This window comes from Neobacillus vireti, from assembly GCF_036962465.1.
Lineage (GTDB): Bacteria > Bacillota > Bacilli > Bacillales > Cytobacillaceae > Neobacillus > Neobacillus vireti_B.
Window position 1 is genome coordinate 107,544 of the sequence record NZ_JBALNF010000031.1, and the last position, 16,242, is coordinate 123,785.

Sequence of the window (16,242 nt, forward strand, 5' to 3'; positions counted from 1 at the left end):
AGTATAAGCTCGCCAAGTGTGGCGAGTTTTTCTTAAGAGACAAGTAAGTAAATCATTGTTTTGAAAATTGTCCAGCGCAAGTGCCCGGCGACAAGTGGACATCGCTAAACGGGCGCTTGCGCTTTTCTATCGATGGGGGGAATAGGTATGGATGAACGCTATTCAAGGCAAGTCCTTTTTTCAGGCATCGGCCGGGAAGGACAAGCAAGGATTGGCAGGAAGCATGTCCTTATCATTGGGGCCGGAGCGTTAGGCTCAGGGAGTGCTGAGGTCCTGACTCGAGCCGGAGTTGGGAAAATAACCATTGTTGATAGAGATTACGTGGAGGCGAGCAATCTACAGCGCCAACAGCTCTATACAGAAGAAGATGTGGCTGAAAAACTGCCCAAAGCGGCTGCTGCGGAAAAACGGCTCCACGCTATTAATTCAGATGTAGAGATACGGGGGATCATCGGTGATGCTACTCCTGAAATGCTGGAAGAATTGATTGTGGATGTTGATTTAATGATGGATGCTACGGATAATTTTGAAACCCGAATGTTGATGAATGATGTGGCGCAGAAATACCAAATTCCCTGGATTTATGGAGCTTGTGTCGGAAGCTTCGGGATGAGTTTTTCAATTATTCCCGGGAAAACCCCCTGTTTAAATTGTTTGCTCCGCACCATTCCGCTCCAGGGGATGACCTGTGACACGGGTGGTATAATTTCACCCGCTGTGCAAATGGTGATTGCCCATCAAACAACTGAAGCCTTGAAGATCCTGGTTGAGGATTGGGAAGCAGTCCGGACAACGTTTGTCAGCTTTGATTTATGGCGCAATCAATACACAAGTTTAAAAATGTCGAAAGCGAAGTTTGCGGGCTGCTTGTCTTGTGGTGTAGAGCGGACCTATCCTTATTTGGACCAAGAAAACAGGACAAAGACAAGTGTCCTGTGCGGCCGCGATACCGTCCAGATCCGTCCGTCAAGTTATGGCGATGTTTCTCTAGAAAAGCTCGCGGGACAACTGAGTTCGCTAGGTTACCAGGTGAAAGGAAATCCTTACTTGATCTCGGTGGAAATGGGGCCGGAGAGGATGGTTATTTTTCAAGATGGCCGCGCACTCATTCATGGAACGAAGGATTTGACCCACGCCAAGTCAATCTATCAACGCATACTAGGTTAAATGGGATTCCGGACCATGATTGGTTCGGTTTTTTTGTTTATGAAAGGGGGATCTTCCCCAATTGAAAAAACTCTTCTCTCCAACTCATTGAGGCAGCGGCCATCTTACGAATCGACATGTTCCACGTGAAACATGTCGAAAAACGAAACAGGTCTATTTTTTCGTAAAATCGACCATAATCATGTAGAATAAATAAGAGATTGAATGCAGAGGTGTCCCACATGAATATATCGGTTGAGAAATTAATGGCCAAAATAGAGAATGAATTGAAACTAGCTAAAACGAGTGCAAAGGAAGAAACACTAAGGGAAAAGATTTACTCTATTAAAATATTATGCGAACTCATCCTAGATGAAAAGCAAGCTAGTGTGAAGCCTGCTGCAACAGCGATTCAGCCTGCTGTCAACCAGCAGGTCTATCAACAGCCATTAATGAATCAACAAGTATTTCAGCAAGGCTCGTCGTTTCAGCAACCGAAAAAGCTCAATACGGAAGATGAAGCAAATGGGGATTCACTATTTGATTTTTAAGATGGAGGAAATTAGCCATGAAAGTATTTATTATTGTTGGGGCGATTAACGCCTTTTTAGCAGTGGCACTGGGGGCGTTTGGCGCACATGGACTTAAGGACAGACTCGATGCCCACTATTTAGAGATTTGGAAAACGGGTGTAACCTATCAGATGTTTCATGCGACTGGAATTCTTATTATTGGGATGCTTCTTGGTAAAGTCCCAATGAGCTCTCTTTTTAACTGGTCCGGATGGCTAATGCTGGTTGGGATCATTTTCTTCAGCGGCAGTTTGTATCTTCTGAGCTTAACGAAGGTTGGCGTGTTAGGCGCGATTACACCGATCGGCGGAGTTTGCTTTTTGGCAGCCTGGGTATTAATGATTGTTGGAGTAGTAAAGAATTTTTAATAGTAAAAAGGCATTGGGAGAGAGTCCCGATGCCTTTTTTTCTAGCTCCAGTGCCTAGCCCCTCGATGGTCTACAGCCAATCCGTCCAAAAGGTTAAAAAGCAACCTTTCGGCCGGCTCGTCTTAGGCTTGTCGGGGCTGACCAAGGCGCTTGCACTTTTCGTTCACCATTATTTATCTTGGTGGGTAAGTACCTAATGATGGGCCGCTGCCAAATGGATATTCATACTCAATTTCCTCAGAGAAGGTAATATAGTCAACCGCAACCATCGGAATGAGGTAGCGAGTGCCGACCTGAGGGTCACTTAAGATAACGTGGTCCCGGCCGGCTGCTTCAATAATTCCTTTAAATTCCTTGGCATTCCACTGATTATTACCTTCAAAGGTTGCAAATACGCTGACTAATTTTCCTTTGTTCAAGCGAAGAATATTTTCAATGTAGGACTGCTCGATTGGCAGCATCCCAGGAGCTGCTCCAGCTCCCTGAGCAGGTGGTGTTGTTGGCATGCCTCCCATTCCAGGCTGTGGGAAGGGTTGTTGGAAACCCTGCTGGCCAGGCATGAAACCTTGCCCGCCTGTGATTGGTTGTGCACCTTGCTGGCCGGCTGCACCTGTATAAGGCTGAAATCCTTGAGGATTGTAATATTGACTCATCTTTTTCCCTCCTATAAAAAATTCATAAATAATAAGTACAAATAGACGAATAACCTAACATTTGTATTCATACTTCACTGAACCTAAAATGGTGACAGTTTTTTCGGCTCTTTTCTCACCTCTTTTTGATGAGACTTTCGGAGCTTCATTTTAGACTCGCTGTTAAAATAGTATGAGGAGAAGGAATCAAATATGACTGAATGAACAGGTGGATAAAACAGAAAAAAAGTTCTCGAAGCAGAGCTCGAGAACTTTTTAAATAATTGGCTGTGTAAATCTAGCATGTTGATTGCCGCTCCAGGAGTCTTCGCCGCCTTCCGCTCCAATCAACATGCTAAAAATCAACAATAACCTTTAAATTAGTCAAAAAATTAAACGTGGAGGAAGCGTGGTACAGTTTCTTCTTCTAGCAAATTGCCGACGAAGAAGGCACCAAATTCACCATAGCGGGCGCTGACTTCATCAAAACGCATTTCATAGACGAGCTTTTTAAACTGAAGCACGTCTTCTGCGAATAGGGTAACGCCCCATTCGTAGTCATCGAAGCCAACCGAACCAGTGATGATTTGTTTTACCTTCCCTGCATATGTACGGCCAATCATGCCATGGCTGCGCATCAGACTGCGGCGCTCTTCCATCGGCAGCATGTACCAGTTATCATTGCCTTGACGGCGCTTGTCCATTGGATAGAAACAGACATGCTTTGCTTTTGGCAATGTTGGGTAAAGGCGCGCAAGGATTTGCGGATTTTGATAAGGATCTTCACCTGCTGGCAGATAGTTGCTGAGCTCAACTACGGATACATAGGAATGAGCTGGAAGGGTGAATTCCGCTAATTTTGTTTTATTGAATTGGGTCTCAATCTCGTTTAACTCCTCCATCGTTGGACGAAGAATCATCATCATAAAATCGGCTTTCTGACCGACAATTGTATATAAAGCATGGCTGCCTTCTTTGCGTGCCTGTGTCTCATTCCATTTTTCAACAAGACTTAAAAACTCGTGAATCGCTGCCTCGCGCTCATCACTTGAAAGCATTTTCCAAGTTGTCCAATCAACGGTACGGAAATCATGAAGGCAATACCAGCCATCAAGCGTCTGTGCTGCTTCACTCATTATAATCACTCCTAAATAATCATTCTGCTTATTACCAATCTTAACTATATCATAGTTTGACCAAATGCCGCCTTAATAAAACTCTATATTCAGAGAAGTGGATATTTTAATAAAAAAGGGTAATAGTAAGAATGAGTGTGTAATTTTTTGAAAACAAAAACTTTTTCGTGAAACCGCTGCCTGTGACTTACATTGCTTGAAATTTTATCTTGGTAAAGTATGCTAGAAGAGGTAGCTTTTTTAAGGGAGGATTATTGTAGTGAGCGATTTATTTGAAGGATTAAAACAGAAGATTTCTGGACGTAATTTACGAATTGTATTTCCTGAAGGATTGGATGAGCGGATTATTCGTGCAGCCAGCCGTTTGGCAGAGGAAAATTTAATTACACCTATTTTGGTAGGGAACATCGAACAAGTGCAGGCAAAAGCTCAAGAGTTTGGCGTTTCTTTGGAATCTGCTGAAATTTATGACCCTGCTTCATATGCCGGCATGGAGGAATTAGTAGCAGCATTTGTGGACCGTCGAAAAGGCAAGGCTACAGAAGAAGATGCCCGCAAAATTTTGCTGGATGAAAATTATTTCGGTACGATGCTCGTATATTTAAATAAAGCACACGGTCTTGTCAGCGGTGCGGCCCATTCAACGGCTGATACGGTTCGCCCTGCGCTGCAAATTATTAAAACTAAAGCAGGCGTCAAGAAAACGTCTGGTGTGTTCATCATGGTTCGTGAAGATGAGAAATATGTATTTGCCGATTGTGCGATCAATATTGCACCGGACAGCAATGATTTAGCGGAAATTGCGATTGAAAGTGTGAAGACAGCGGAAATGTTTGATATTGACCCGCGGATTGCGATGTTAAGCTTTTCGACAAAAGGATCAGCTAAATCACCGGAAACAGAGCGTGTTGCAGAGGCAGTTGCTGAAGCTAAACGTCGTGATGCTTCATTAGTTTTAGATGGCGAATTTCAATTTGATGCAGCGTTTGTTCCTTCTGTTGCAAAAAGTAAGGCACCTGGTTCTGTCATTCAAGGGGATGCAAATGTATTTATTTTCCCAAGCCTTGAAGCAGGAAACATCGGTTATAAAATTGCTCAGCGTTTAGGCGGATTTGAAGCGGTAGGACCGATTTTACAAGGATTAAATGCACCGGTAAACGATCTATCCCGCGGCTGTAACGAAGAAGATGTGTACAAGCTTGCGTTAATTACTGCGGCACAAGGATTATAATAAGGAATGGGCTGGTCCGAGTAGGGGCTGGCTTTTTTTCTTGGGTCATAAAGGAGTGGGCCTGGCGCCGCTGTTTAAATTCCTTGCTTTTTGATAAAATAAGCCTATTAAACCATTAAGGGAGTTACAAAAATGGAAGGTTTACTGCACCAGCGCGAGTGGCGGATCATCGACCAGTCGGCGGTTGGAATACATTTTCAAGCATTACAATCTTTTGGAGCAGATGATACATTATGTGCCTCTGTCGGGGCTGGTGAGGCACCTGCGACCGCCCGGACATGGGTCCATCACAATACGGTCGTGTTGGGAATCCAAGATACGAGATTGCCATTTTTACAGGAGGGCATTCAATATTTGACCGAGCAGGGCTACCAGCCTATTGTCCGGAATTCCGGCGGGTTAGCGGTTGTGCTTGATGAGGGAGTCCTTAATATCTCGTTAATTTTTCCGGAGGTGGAAAAAGGGATTGATATTAATCGCGGCTATGATGTGATGTGGCAGTTGATTCAACAGATGTTTGCCGATTTTCCTCAAATGATCGAAGCGCGGGAAATTGTCGGTTCTTATTGTCCGGGAAGTTATGATCTTAGTATTGGCGGTAAAAAGTTTGCGGGAATCTCACAGCGCCGATTAAAACGGGGCGTAGCAGTGCAAATTTATTTGTGCGTCAATGGGAGCGGTTCAAAGCGGGCTGAAATGGTTAGGGGATTTTATGAGCTTGCCAAAAAAGCGGAGCAAACAAAATTTGTTTATCCAGAGGTTGTTCCTGAGGTAATGGCCTCGCTTTCGGAATTGTTGGGTGTTGAAATGACGATTGCCGATGTGATGCTCCGCTTACTAAAACAGTTAAAAGCCAATAGCGAGCATTTGTATGCGGGGCAGTTGAATGAGTTTGAGCTTGGTTTGTTTCCAGGGTACTATCAACGTGTCGTTGACCGGAATGAAAAAATTGCTGAAATGATCAATCTTAAGTAGGCAGCTGTCGGGTTCAGTGGTTCAGTGGTTCAGTGTTTCAATAACAAAAAGAGGCTTCCCGGCACGCCCNNTGGAGCGGAAATCAACAGACTAGTTTATGTGAAAAAGAAGGTATCCTAAAAGTTATACTTTTGGGACACCTTCTTCTATATTGAGTGCTGTTGCGCTTTGCCTCTTCTCCCTTAAACGCTTTTAAAAGATGCTTACTCGGCTACTTTTTCAAGGTTTCCGTTTCGATCCATTTTGAATTTAGTAGCGGGCCTTTCCTCTTCTTCAAATAAGACAAGTTTGCGGGCGCGATTCATGATTTTCATCAGTGTCTCATAATCTTCCTGAATCGTTTCGGTATTTTGCTCCAGCCCTTCTATTTTCGCTGCCATTTCCTCATTTTGCCTTCTTAACTCAGCAATTTCTCTTTTCAATCTTTCATTCTCACTTTTTAATGCTTCATTTTGCAGATTGGCATGATGAAAGTTTTGTAAATAGGAGATAACTGAATCAAGTGAAAGTTGTCCACCAGTAGGTGCAGCGGATCGGTAGGTTTGTACAGCTGCTGATGGTTTAACATATGTTTCGGCTGCGATTTCGGTCTGCATATCCGGCATCTCTTCCATTGTTTCAAATGTTTCGATTGTTTCCATTGGCATTTCAATAGTAAGCGGTGCTAGTGTATCTAATTCATCGGTAGCTGGGACCGGAGGATTGTAGAGCAGCTTTTTCTTGCCGCCTTGGTCCTTGCCCAACACTCGCTGTCTTTGTTTTCGTTGTTTTTTCGCTAATTGCAGCGCTTTTTCATAGCGGTGGCGGACGACGGCATTCCATCTAAATCCACAGGCGGCAGACGTGCGGTTAAGCTTGTCTCCTACCTCCTCGAACGCGTTAAGCTGAGTACTGCCTTCTCTAACATGACGAAGTACGGTTTCAGCTAAAAGTAAGTCATTTTCATCTGTCCATGCATCTTGACGAACTTTCATATTATTCAACTCCCTAAATTAATTTACCAATTTGTCAGTTCCATTGACTGACTTGTTTTTAAAGTTCTAGTCTTAGGATGGACAAGTTTTTTAAGGTTTATACCAAAATGAATACAAGGATAGTAGATTTTTTAACTAAAAGATTTAAGGGGGATTGACAAGAGTTACTAATGATTTCAACTTGCATTGGAAAAAAAGAACCTGTAAAATGACCTATGGAGTTAGACGGTTGTAAGATAATTGGATTTGGTAAATTACTTATGGTGTTAATTGGATAAAATAATGAGTAGATAATAGATTGTCGATAGAAAGGGGTGGATGGAATGTCCAATGAATTTCGTGTTTGCGATGACTGTCAGGCCGTGAATTTAAAGACATTGATCCCTCGTTTGAAAGAAATGGATCCGGATGCGGAAATTAAAATTGGCTGCCAATCCTATTGTGGTCCCGGCCGGAAAAAGACCTTTGCCTTCGTTAATAACCGCCCTGTTGCAGCGTTAACAGAAGAGGAATTAATGGAGAAGGTCAATAAAAAAATTAAGTAAAGCTCCTGCTGAAAATAGACCTTATAAGACAATCACCTACGTCCCCAAGACCCCAGGTGATTTTTCTTTTTGTTGTACGCGGTGCCTGTCACCGTTTCTCATCTCAGTGTGATATAAATGGTGCCTGTCACTCATGGTGTCGAAAAATCCTGCGGAATTTTGTTGGTTTTTGGTATATAATAGGAATAATGATTATACTGGCCGATTGGCAGTAAAAGGTATGTTAAGAGGAAGAGGGTATTCCATGCAATCGCGATATTCGGCTGAAAAGTTAACCGAAGAAAAAGTGTTTAAAGACCCCGTACATCGCTATGTTCATGTCCGAGATCGAGTGATTTGGGATCTAATTGGAACAAAAGAGTTTCAGCGGCTGCGCCGGATTAAACAGCTCGGCACTACTTTTTTAACCTTTCATGGTGCAGAACACAGCAGATTTAACCATTCTCTCGGAGTTTATGAGATTGTCCGCCGCATCATCGATGATGTCTTTGCAGGCAGACCGGAATGGAACGATGACGAACGCCTGCTCACACTATGTGCTGCGCTTCTCCACGACCTAGGGCATGGCCCATTTTCCCACTCCTTTGAAAAGGTATTTGATTTTGACCACGAAGACCTAACCAGGGCGATTATTTTAGGAAATACAGAAGTTAACAAGGTGCTTCTAAAGGTAGGGGCTGATTTTCCCGCGCAGGTTGCAGAGGTAATCGCCAAAACAAGTGCCAAAAAGCTGGTCGTCAGCATGATTTCCAGTCAGATTGATGCCGATCGGATGGATTACTTGCAGCGGGATGCCTATTTTACGGGTGTCAGTTACGGTCAATTTGATATGGAACGGATTTTACGGGTTATGCGGCCTAGGGAAGATCAGGTTGTCATTAAAAAAAGCGGCATGCATGCGGTTGAGGATTATATTATGAGCCGCTATCAAATGTACTGGCAGGTATACTTTCACCCTGTCTCCCGCAGTGCTGAAGTGATTTTAACGAAGATCCTTCACCGTGCCAAGTACTTATATGAACATAACTATTCATTTAAACTTGAACCGATCCACTTCACCTCTCTTTTCAAAGAGGAAGTGACATTAGAAGACTATTTAAAATTGGATGAGTCTGTATGTTTTTATTATTTTCAGATTTGGCAGGAAGAGAAGGATCCGATTATAAGCGACCTTTGCCGGCGTTTCGTTAATCGAAATCTGTTTAAATACGCTGAATTTGATCCTGCTAAGGAATATAAAAAACTTGCACAATTGACGGCTCTTTTTGCTAAGGCAGGGATTGACCCGGACTATTATTTGGTGGTGGATTCGTCGTCGGATTTGCCGTATGACTTTTACCGGCCTGGCGAGGAAGAAGAACGGCTGCCGATTCATTTGTTAATGAAGAATGGGGAATTACGGGAACTTTCCCGTGAATCTGAAATCGTTGATGCGATTTCAGGGAAGAGGAGAACGGACCACAAACTCTACTACCCGGCTGATTTCCTCGAAGACGAGTCTGACTCTAGCCACAGTGAACTAAAAAAACAAATACGTGCCCTTTTGGAATAGAAATGGTGCCTGTCACCATTAGAGATCTTAACATTGTTGAAATATGAGAATTGGTGCCTGACACCAATCGAGATCTGTTTAGATGGAGTAGGAGATGACGAATGTTGTTAAAAGATCATGCTAAGCTGATGCAGGCAATAATGGTTTCTGGTGAGATTACTGGGAGAAAAAAGCTGCAGAAGATGATTTATATTGCGAAGAAGGTAGAATTCCCTTTTCATGAGCGGTTTCAGTTTCATTTTTACGGCCCCTATTCAGAGGAGTTAACGACAAGGGTAGAGGAGCTTTGTAATATGGGATTTTTAGATGAAGTAAAAGAGAAGAAGGGCGGATACTACCAATATCGCTACACGCTGACAGACTCGGGGAAAGAGTTTTTAAGCCTGAACCAAGTTGAGATGCCGTATTTAGAGGATTGCTTTAATGATATGAATGAGCAGAATGCTAGATTCCTCGAGCTAGTTTCCACGGTTTTATATTTTGATAATCTCCCAAAAGAAGAAGTAGCGGACAAAGTGTTCACTTTAAAAAGCAGCCAGCGCTATACAATGGCTGAAGTGGATGAAGCCTATCAATACATCGAAACCTTAAAAACTAAAATCCAATAAGGTCAAAAAACCGCCCGGACGATCCTAACCATCCCAGGCGGTTTTTTAGTGGTGACATATAGTGGTGACAGGCACCATTTCTACTATGAATGGGTAAGGAACGGTGCCTGTCACTATTTGTGTCGCTCGTTGATTATTTATCGCTTGCGCGTACGCCGGCTACTGCGTAGTGGTTTTTGCTCATTTCTTCGATGAACACGGTGATGTTTTCTTTTGGGGCGCCGGTTGTTTCGCTTACGGCATCTGTTACTTTTTCGACTAATGCGCGCTTCTGGTCTTCGCTGCGGCCCTCAAGCATCTTAACTGTTACATATGGCATTTTACTTTCCTCCTTATTCACTGAACTACTAGTAGTGTTCCACAAACAAACTAAAAGTGCAATATAGAGTGAACATTTGATTTTTATTTTACAAGCGGTATCAGGTATACTTAAAGAAATACAGAAGTAATGGTTCAAATGAAACATGGTTTAGCCATTCCTCTTAACGGTTTATAATAAAGGAAGGAGAAATGAAATGGATGGATTCCACTTGGCCTACCCACTGCGGTTAATTCCCTATGTGGCGATTACCCTAATTTTTGCCTTCACATTCCATGAATTTGCCCATGCGTACATCGCCTATAAATTTGGCGATAATACGGCCAAAAAACAAGGACGTCTGACCCTAAATCCGATGAAGCATCTAGATCCGATTGGAACAATCCTTATTTTCCTAGCAGGATTTGGCTGGGCACGTCCAGTACCGGTTAATCGTTTTTATTTCAAGAAACCGCGTCTTGCCGGCATCCTGGTTTCAGCAGCCGGCCCACTTTCAAATCTTATTCTCGCCTCGCTCGGTTTTATTGTCGGATATGGCTTGATGCGTTTTAATGTAACGTCTTCTGCTCATTTTGATGAATTCCTAATGATTTTTATTAATTTAAACATCGTTCTGTTCATTTTCAATCTGATTCCACTTCCGCCGCTCGATGGCTACAGAATACTAGAGGACCTTGCACCACATCATGTTCGGGCAAAAATGACACAATACGAACAGTATGGAATGCTGATTTTTTTAATTCTCGTAATTACCCCGCTCGACCAATTTACCATTCAGCCTATTTTTAGCTTCGTCGTCCCAGGGGTAAGGGAAGGATTAAGCAATTTCTTCTATACACTTTTTTTCTAGGGGGTTTATTTTTCAATGGAAGAAAACAAGAAAAAACTTGGTTTTAATATTATTAAAAAGACGGATCCGATGGCCGGTCATAAAGGATTCGGAAAAGGGGCTTTGAGCCTTGATAATGTATCACCAGTGTTTATTGATATTGAGGCGGGCGAGGCCGAGATTGATATCGGCGCCATGCATGCCCGCAGTGCCGTGGAAAAAGGAATTAAATTTTTACCAAATAAAGAAGAAGTGCCAAACGGAAAGCCGTATTGGCTGGTGTGGGTGACGATCGACCGCAATGAGGAAGGCCCTTATTATGCCGGTGTGACGGCCTGCTATATGACTGTGGATCGTGAGATCCGCCGCGGCTACAAATCATTGCCGGAGCATGTCAACCGCATGGATAAATCACTTAAGCGCCATATCATCGTTGATGTGATGGATGATTCTTCTAAAAAAGTATTGGCTGATTTTCTACGTGCACACAACGAGGTGTTATGGGAGAATTCTACGGAAGAACTGAAAAAAGGACTGTTAGCTGAATAATTTTTTAGAAAAATAAACAAGTTTAATTCTTGTCCTTTTTTTGAAAAATGAGGTAAACTATATTCAGTGTGAACACACTGTAAAACTAGGACAAGAAAAGCTCCGGAGCAATCCGGAGCTTTTCGATTTATTTAGGCTGCATATGAAATGGGACTCAAGTACGAGCAACTTGAGTTCGGCGCTAAACGGCTTTTAATCCCATGGCATAATTTTCTTATACCAAGGAACCTGTTTTTCCTCCACTTTCTTTTTAGAAGCAGGATGAGCATTCTTTAAATGATCGGTGCAATATTCCGTTGGCTCAGTGCCTTTGACAAAGTAAGTGAACCGGCGGACAGGGCAATCCTTTGTCGCTAGTTTTCCGTTTTCCGGATTAACATATAGGCCAATTACACCCTCTTTTGGCGGTTTAAACGCCTTAACTGGTTTTCCTTTTAAGGCATCTTCCATAAAATGAGCCCAAATCTTTTTTGCGTACGTTTTTTCCGCAACCATTTCAATCGGTTTTCCGACATCATAACCTGCCCACACCGCTGTAACCAGCTGCGGTGAGTAGCCAATCATCCAGCTGTCCGTTTCCGTTGAACCGGACTTTCCGGCGTAGGGTCGAGTGATATCTTTGCTAACCGTGCTTCCGGTCACCTTGGCATAGCCGTTTAACTTCGAATCGAATACCCCTGTTAACATTTGTGTCATGACGTACGCCCGTGCGGCATTTAATACTCTTTCATGATGATCTTCTTTTTCAAAAATGACATTCCCATTATAGTCTTCCACTCGTGTAATTAGCTCTGGGTGAACGCGATGCCCTCCGTTTGCAAACATGCTATAAGCATTGGCCATATCAATCATGCGGACTCCTGAGGTTCCTAAGGCAAGTGACGGGACCTCTGTCATCTTTGTAGACAAACCAAATTTTTTCGCTTCTTCAATTAACGTATCTTCGCCTAAAAATAAATGGGTTTTGACGGCAAAAATATTGTCAGATACAGCAATCGCTTGGGCAAGCGTGATTTCTCCATTTGCATATTTATTATTGAAGTTATGCGGAGTATAATCTGGCTGGCCATCATCAAAATGAAACGTCGTATACTCACTCCGCATCGTTGATGATGGGGTAAAGCCATGCTCAAGGGCGGCATAATACAACAGTGGCTTAATCGTTGAGCCTGGCTGCCGGATAGCTTGGACAGCGCGGTTAAACGGACTTTTTTCATAATCCCGGCCGCCGACCATAGCTTTGACATCGCCCGTTTTCGGATCCATGGCGACAAGACCGACTTGAATGTCGGATGAGCTGGCCACATATTTTTTGATTTGGGTTTCAGCCGCTTCTTGCTGCTTTAAATTTAGGGTTGTATAGACCTTTAACCCGCCTAAGGCGATCGTGCGGTCATCTAAATGAAGCTGGTTTTTGAGTGCATTCCGGACAGCATCCTGAAAATAAGGGGCCACTTTCACTTTATGGGTGGTGTGGACGCCTTCTAATCTAAGCGGGGCAGCCGCGGCTGCCTGCGCAGCCTTTTTGGTAATATAGCCGTTTTCCACCATGGTTTTTAAAATAATTGCCTGACGGGTTTTAGCTTTCCCTATATTGGCGAGCGGCGAGTAGATACCCGGGCCCTTCGGAATGCCTGCAAGCATGCTGGCCTCGGCAAGGGTTAATTCAGAAGCTTTTTTTCCAAAATAATATTGACTGGCCGCTTCCACACCATAGGCACCGTTGCCATAATAAATTGTATTTAAATAGCCTTCGAGAATATCTTTTTTGGAATAGTTCATCTCAAGGCGAATTGTATAGAACGCCTCAGTCAATTTTCGCTTCCAGGTTTTATCGTGCTCAAGAAATAGATTTCGGGCATATTGCTGCGTGATGGTGCTTGCCCCCTGCACTTTAGCAAAGGCTTGAACGTCGGCGACGACAGCACCGGCAATTCGTTTAAAATCAAAACCGTGATGATGGTAGAAGTTCTTATCCTCAACGGAGACGGTCGCATTGACTAGATCTGGCGATATATCCTTCATTCCGACCCAGTAGCGTTTTTGGCCGCTGTTGCTTTCCCCGATTAAAGTTCCATTATCTGCAAAAAATAACGTCGATTGCGGGACAGCCAGCGGGGGAGCCCCAAGTATTTTTGCATAGCCAAGAACACCGGCAAAGAGGATGAGCATACAAATCACGCCGATCAAACTGATGATGATAAACGCCCTTAGGTATTTGATTGTCTTTCGAAACCCCTGATCAGTCATGATTTCCATTGTTTTCACCCTCTCTAATTAGAGCGGCAGTGCTTTGGTCAGCCCTAAGCATTGCAGCTCGATTTTCCTAAGATTGACACTTTCAAAAATTAGATAGTAATAGTATTGAAAAAATAGAGTCATTTTAAACATTCATGGAAAAATTCTTTAAATTTTACTAGACTTTTTCTTATGTTTGTAATTCAATAGGTTGGGTAGCATAAAAGAAAAGCGGAAGCGCCTTGACCAGGGGCGACAGGCATAAGGCGAGCCTTCTTGACGGATTGGCTTATGACCCAGAGCCCCTAGGCGCTGGAGCTGGACAAAAAGAAGAGCGGAAACGATCGTGCTCTAAGTTCGTGCAGCCGCTTGACTATATGCGAAATGGAAGGAAGTTGGGCATGTCAATTTGGTTTACAGAAAAGCAGACTAAAAACTTTGGGATTACCATGAAAGTCAACCAAACCTTACATACAGAGCAAACCGAATTTCAAAAGCTAGATATGATTGAAACGGAAGAGTGGGGCAACATGCTGTTGTTAGACGACATGGTGATGACATCGGTCCGTGACGAATTTGTTTACCATGAAATGGTGGCACACGTACCATTATTTACCCATCCAAACCCGGAAAACGTACTAGTGGTAGGCGGCGGCGACGGTGGTGTGATTCGTGAAGTACTAAAGCACCCAAGTGTGAAGAAGGCTACCTTGGTGGATATTGATGGAAAGGTAATCGAGTACTCTAAAAAATTTCTACCTGAAATTGCCGGCAAGCTTGATGATCCGCGTGTCGATGTCCGTGTCGACGACGGGTTTATGCATATTGCCAAAAGTGACAATGAGTATGACGTGATAATGGTAGATTCAACCGAACCAGTGGGTCCTGCGGTGAACTTGTTTACAAAAGGTTTTTATGCGGGGATTTCTAAAGCATTAAAAGAAGATGGCATCTTCGTGGCGCAGTCGGACAACCCCTGGTTTAAAGCGGAGTTAATACGAGATGTTCAACGCGATGTTAGAGAAATTTTCCCGATTACACGTCTGTATGTGGCCAATATTCCAACATACCCAAGCGGCTTATGGGCGTTTACAATTGGTTCGAAAAAATATGATCCGCTGGAGGTTAGCGAAGAGCGCTTCCATGAGATTGAGACCAAATATTATACAAAAGAACTGCATAAAGCCGCATTTGTTTTGCCAAAGTTTGTTGGCGATTTATTGAAGTAGCAGGATTGTGCCCAAACCCCCGGGGCTGTGCGGTCAAAAAAGTGACTTTTTCTGCCCCTTGAGGGTATGAAAAGTGAAGTGACGGTCACAAAAAAGAAAAATTGCGCCCTTTTGGGTTCATAATACAAACAAAACAGTCACAAAAATGTTTGTGGCTGGTAATACATAAAAGAGAGGGATAATAAAATGCGTTTTGATGAGGCCTACTCGGGTAATGTTTTTATTAAGAGCCACCCGAATTTTGAAGATAGTCAGGTTGTATTATATGGAATGCCAATGGATTGGACAGTGAGCTATCGCCCAGGGTCACGTTTCGGCCCAGCCCGTATTCGTGAGGTATCGATTGGTCTTGAAGAGTATAGCTTTTACCTTGACCGTGAGCTGGAAGAAGTAAAATATTTTGATGCTGGTGACATTCCACTTCCATTTGGAAATGCACAGCGCAGCCTTGATATGATTGAAGAATTTGTTGACCAGATTTTAGAAGCTGGCAAGTTCCCGCTTGGCATGGGCGGTGAGCACCTTGTTTCATGGCCGGTTATGAAGGCTATGTATAAAAAGTATCCGGATTTAGCAATTATCCATTTTGATGCCCACACGGACTTGCGCGAGGAATACGAGGGTGAGCCATTATCACACTCCACCCCAATCCGTAAAATTGCCGAACACATCGGACCAAAAAATGTTTACTCATTTGGAATCCGTTCCGGCATGAAGGAAGAGTTACAGTGGGCAAAAGAGAACGGCATGCATATATCTAAATTTGAAGTGCTGGAGCCATTAAAAGAAATCCTGCCAACTCTAGCAGGACGTCCAGTATATGTCACTATCGATATTGATGTACTTGATCCTGCACATGCACCTGGTACAGGAACGGTTGATGCAGGCGGCATCACATCAAAAGAGCTGCTCGCCTCTATCCATGCAATTGCCCGTTCCGAAGTTAACGTAGTCGGCGGTGACCTTGTTGAAGTGGCGCCAATCTATGACCCATCAGAACAAACAGCCAACACCGCCAGCAAACTAATCCGCGAAATGATCCTAGGCTGGGTAAAATAAACAGTGCCTGTCACCATTAGTAGTATAGCCACAGTGCTTCGTTACGTAACGGTGCCTGTCACCGATTGTTGTATTGGCACAGTGTTTTATAAGGTAATGGTGCCTGTCACCATGATGACACCATGAAAGAAATGGGTGCCTGTCCCGGTGCGGGGCAGGCATTTTTTGATTTGTTGGTGATCTAAGTTTATAATAGAAAAAGTATGCTTTAATGCACTTAGGTCAATTATGATACTAGTGAACGATCTAAAGAGGATGATAAATTCCTTTTAAATAGAGG

The 16,242-nt window shown here is 43.4% G+C and carries 17 protein-coding genes; 12 read left to right on the top strand and 5 right to left on the bottom strand.

Going from position 1 to position 16,242, the window contains the following annotated elements; all coding sequences use genetic code 11:
* The first annotated feature begins 147 nt into the window (after nt 1-147).
* The 3 genes from V7077_RS14280 to V7077_RS14290 all read left to right on the top strand — a co-directional run bounded on the left by V7077_RS14280 (nt 148) and on the right by V7077_RS14290 (nt 2,086).
* A complete protein-coding gene (locus V7077_RS14280; protein ID WP_335503057.1) occupies nt 148-1,167 on the top strand; it encodes a thiazole biosynthesis adenylyltransferase ThiF in 1,020 nt (339 codons plus the stop codon).
* Between the two features lie 221 nt (nt 1,168-1,388).
* Nucleotides 1,389-1,697 carry a YwdI family protein gene (locus tag V7077_RS14285; protein WP_335502752.1) on the top strand — a complete coding sequence of 103 codons (309 nt, stop codon included), beginning with the start codon at nt 1,389-1,391 and terminating at the stop codon, nt 1,695-1,697.
* Nucleotides 1,698-1,714: 17 nt separating this feature from the next.
* On the top strand, nt 1,715-2,086 hold the full coding sequence (locus V7077_RS14290; protein ID WP_335502756.1) for a DUF423 domain-containing protein: 372 nt from the start codon (nt 1,715-1,717) through the stop codon (nt 2,084-2,086).
* A 173-nt stretch (nt 2,087-2,259) separates the two neighbouring features.
* On the opposite strand, the gene gerQ is transcribed toward V7077_RS14290, so the two are convergent.
* Nucleotides 2,260-2,739: a spore coat protein GerQ gene (gene gerQ / locus V7077_RS14295; RefSeq protein WP_335502759.1), complete on the bottom strand. Its 480-nt coding sequence runs from the start codon at nt 2,737-2,739 to the stop codon at nt 2,260-2,262.
* Between the two features lie 371 nt (nt 2,740-3,110).
* Nucleotides 3,111-3,854 (bottom strand): hydrogen peroxide-dependent heme synthase, encoded by a 744-nt coding sequence (gene hemQ, locus V7077_RS14300; protein WP_335502763.1) that lies wholly within the window; start codon nt 3,852-3,854, stop codon nt 3,111-3,113.
* Between the two features lie 259 nt (nt 3,855-4,113).
* Between hemQ and pta the strand changes: the two genes are divergently transcribed.
* A complete protein-coding gene (pta, locus tag V7077_RS14305) occupies nt 4,114-5,085 on the top strand; it encodes a phosphate acetyltransferase (protein WP_335502767.1) in 972 nt (323 codons plus the stop codon).
* A 132-nt stretch (nt 5,086-5,217) separates the two neighbouring features.
* Nucleotides 5,218-6,060, top strand: a complete 843-nt coding sequence (locus tag V7077_RS14310; RefSeq protein WP_335502770.1) for a lipoate--protein ligase family protein — start codon at nt 5,218-5,220, stop codon at nt 6,058-6,060.
* A 203-nt stretch (nt 6,061-6,263) separates the two neighbouring features.
* Here the strand turns inward: V7077_RS14310 and V7077_RS14315 are convergent, their stop codons facing one another.
* The gene (locus V7077_RS14315) at nt 6,264-7,034 is read right to left on the bottom strand and encodes an RsfA family transcriptional regulator (protein ID WP_335502773.1); all 771 of its coding nucleotides are present in this window, start codon (nt 7,032-7,034) and stop codon (nt 6,264-6,266) included.
* 323 nt (nt 7,035-7,357) lie between these two features.
* On the opposite strand from V7077_RS14315, the gene V7077_RS14320 reads away from it, so the two are divergent.
* From V7077_RS14320 to V7077_RS14330, 3 genes are all read left to right on the top strand, one after another.
* On the top strand, nt 7,358-7,579 hold the full coding sequence (locus tag V7077_RS14320; RefSeq protein WP_160724467.1) for a DUF1450 domain-containing protein: 222 nt from the start codon (nt 7,358-7,360) through the stop codon (nt 7,577-7,579).
* 244 nt (nt 7,580-7,823) lie between these two features.
* Nucleotides 7,824-9,131: an HD domain-containing protein gene (locus V7077_RS14325; protein WP_335502780.1), complete on the top strand. Its 1,308-nt coding sequence runs from the start codon at nt 7,824-7,826 to the stop codon at nt 9,129-9,131.
* A 104-nt stretch (nt 9,132-9,235) separates the two neighbouring features.
* A complete protein-coding gene (locus tag V7077_RS14330; RefSeq protein ID WP_335503060.1) occupies nt 9,236-9,739 on the top strand; it encodes a YwgA family protein in 504 nt (167 codons plus the stop codon).
* A 133-nt stretch (nt 9,740-9,872) separates the two neighbouring features.
* Here the strand turns inward: V7077_RS14330 and V7077_RS14335 are convergent, their stop codons facing one another.
* Entirely contained in the window at nt 9,873-10,058 is a 186-nt protein-coding gene (locus V7077_RS14335; RefSeq protein ID WP_335503063.1) for a 2-hydroxymuconate tautomerase, read from the bottom strand.
* Nucleotides 10,059-10,254: 196 nt separating this feature from the next.
* On the opposite strand from V7077_RS14335, the gene V7077_RS14340 reads away from it, so the two are divergent.
* Together V7077_RS14340 and V7077_RS14345 are read left to right on the top strand one after the other, a co-directional pair.
* Nucleotides 10,255-10,908, top strand: a complete 654-nt coding sequence (locus V7077_RS14340) for a site-2 protease family protein (protein ID WP_335502783.1) — start codon at nt 10,255-10,257, stop codon at nt 10,906-10,908.
* A gap of 15 nt (nt 10,909-10,923) precedes the next feature.
* Complete coding sequence (locus V7077_RS14345; RefSeq protein WP_335502786.1) at nt 10,924-11,436, top strand: YwhD family protein; 513 nt, start codon at nt 10,924-10,926, stop codon at nt 11,434-11,436.
* A gap of 192 nt (nt 11,437-11,628) precedes the next feature.
* On the opposite strand, the gene V7077_RS14350 is transcribed toward V7077_RS14345, so the two are convergent.
* Nucleotides 11,629-13,695 (bottom strand): transglycosylase domain-containing protein, encoded by a 2,067-nt coding sequence (locus V7077_RS14350; protein ID WP_335502789.1) that lies wholly within the window; start codon nt 13,693-13,695, stop codon nt 11,629-11,631.
* Between the two features lie 380 nt (nt 13,696-14,075).
* On the opposite strand from V7077_RS14350, the gene speE reads away from it, so the two are divergent.
* Together speE and speB are read left to right on the top strand one after the other, a co-directional pair.
* Complete coding sequence (gene speE / locus V7077_RS14355) at nt 14,076-14,903, top strand: spermidine synthase (RefSeq protein ID WP_335502792.1); 828 nt, start codon at nt 14,076-14,078, stop codon at nt 14,901-14,903.
* 186 nt (nt 14,904-15,089) lie between these two features.
* On the top strand, nt 15,090-15,962 hold the full coding sequence (gene speB, locus V7077_RS14360; RefSeq protein WP_335502794.1) for an agmatinase: 873 nt from the start codon (nt 15,090-15,092) through the stop codon (nt 15,960-15,962).
* Nucleotides 15,963-16,242 lie beyond the last annotated feature (280 nt).

What these genes read in the sequence shown, in the direction of transcription:
- V7077_RS14280 (WP_335503057.1), top strand. Translation starts at nt 148, where the DNA reads ATGGATGAACGCTATTCAAGGCAAGTCCTTTTTTCAGGCATCGGCCGG.
- V7077_RS14285 (WP_335502752.1), top strand. Translation starts at nt 1,389, where the DNA reads ATGAATATATCGGTTGAGAAATTAATGGCCAAAATAGAGAATGAATTG.
- V7077_RS14290 (WP_335502756.1), top strand. Translation starts at nt 1,715, where the DNA reads ATGAAAGTATTTATTATTGTTGGGGCGATTAACGCCTTTTTAGCAGTG.
- gerQ (WP_335502759.1), bottom strand. Translation starts at nt 2,739, where the DNA reads ATGAGTCAATATTACAATCCTCAAGGATTTCAGCCTTATACAGGTGCA.
- hemQ (WP_335502763.1), bottom strand. Translation starts at nt 3,854, where the DNA reads ATGAGTGAAGCAGCACAGACGCTTGATGGCTGGTATTGCCTTCATGAT.
- V7077_RS14310 (WP_335502770.1), top strand. Translation starts at nt 5,218, where the DNA reads ATGGAAGGTTTACTGCACCAGCGCGAGTGGCGGATCATCGACCAGTCG.
- V7077_RS14315 (WP_335502773.1), bottom strand. Translation starts at nt 7,034, where the DNA reads ATGAAAGTTCGTCAAGATGCATGGACAGATGAAAATGACTTACTTTTA.
- V7077_RS14320 (WP_160724467.1), top strand. Translation starts at nt 7,358, where the DNA reads ATGTCCAATGAATTTCGTGTTTGCGATGACTGTCAGGCCGTGAATTTA.
- V7077_RS14325 (WP_335502780.1), top strand. Translation starts at nt 7,824, where the DNA reads ATGCAATCGCGATATTCGGCTGAAAAGTTAACCGAAGAAAAAGTGTTT.
- V7077_RS14335 (WP_335503063.1), bottom strand. Translation starts at nt 10,058, where the DNA reads ATGCCATATGTAACAGTTAAGATGCTTGAGGGCCGCAGCGAAGACCAG.
- V7077_RS14340 (WP_335502783.1), top strand. Translation starts at nt 10,255, where the DNA reads ATGGATGGATTCCACTTGGCCTACCCACTGCGGTTAATTCCCTATGTG.
- V7077_RS14345 (WP_335502786.1), top strand. Translation starts at nt 10,924, where the DNA reads ATGGAAGAAAACAAGAAAAAACTTGGTTTTAATATTATTAAAAAGACG.
- V7077_RS14350 (WP_335502789.1), bottom strand. Translation starts at nt 13,695, where the DNA reads ATGGAAATCATGACTGATCAGGGGTTTCGAAAGACAATCAAATACCTA.
- speE (WP_335502792.1), top strand. Translation starts at nt 14,076, where the DNA reads ATGTCAATTTGGTTTACAGAAAAGCAGACTAAAAACTTTGGGATTACC.
- speB (WP_335502794.1), top strand. Translation starts at nt 15,090, where the DNA reads ATGCGTTTTGATGAGGCCTACTCGGGTAATGTTTTTATTAAGAGCCAC.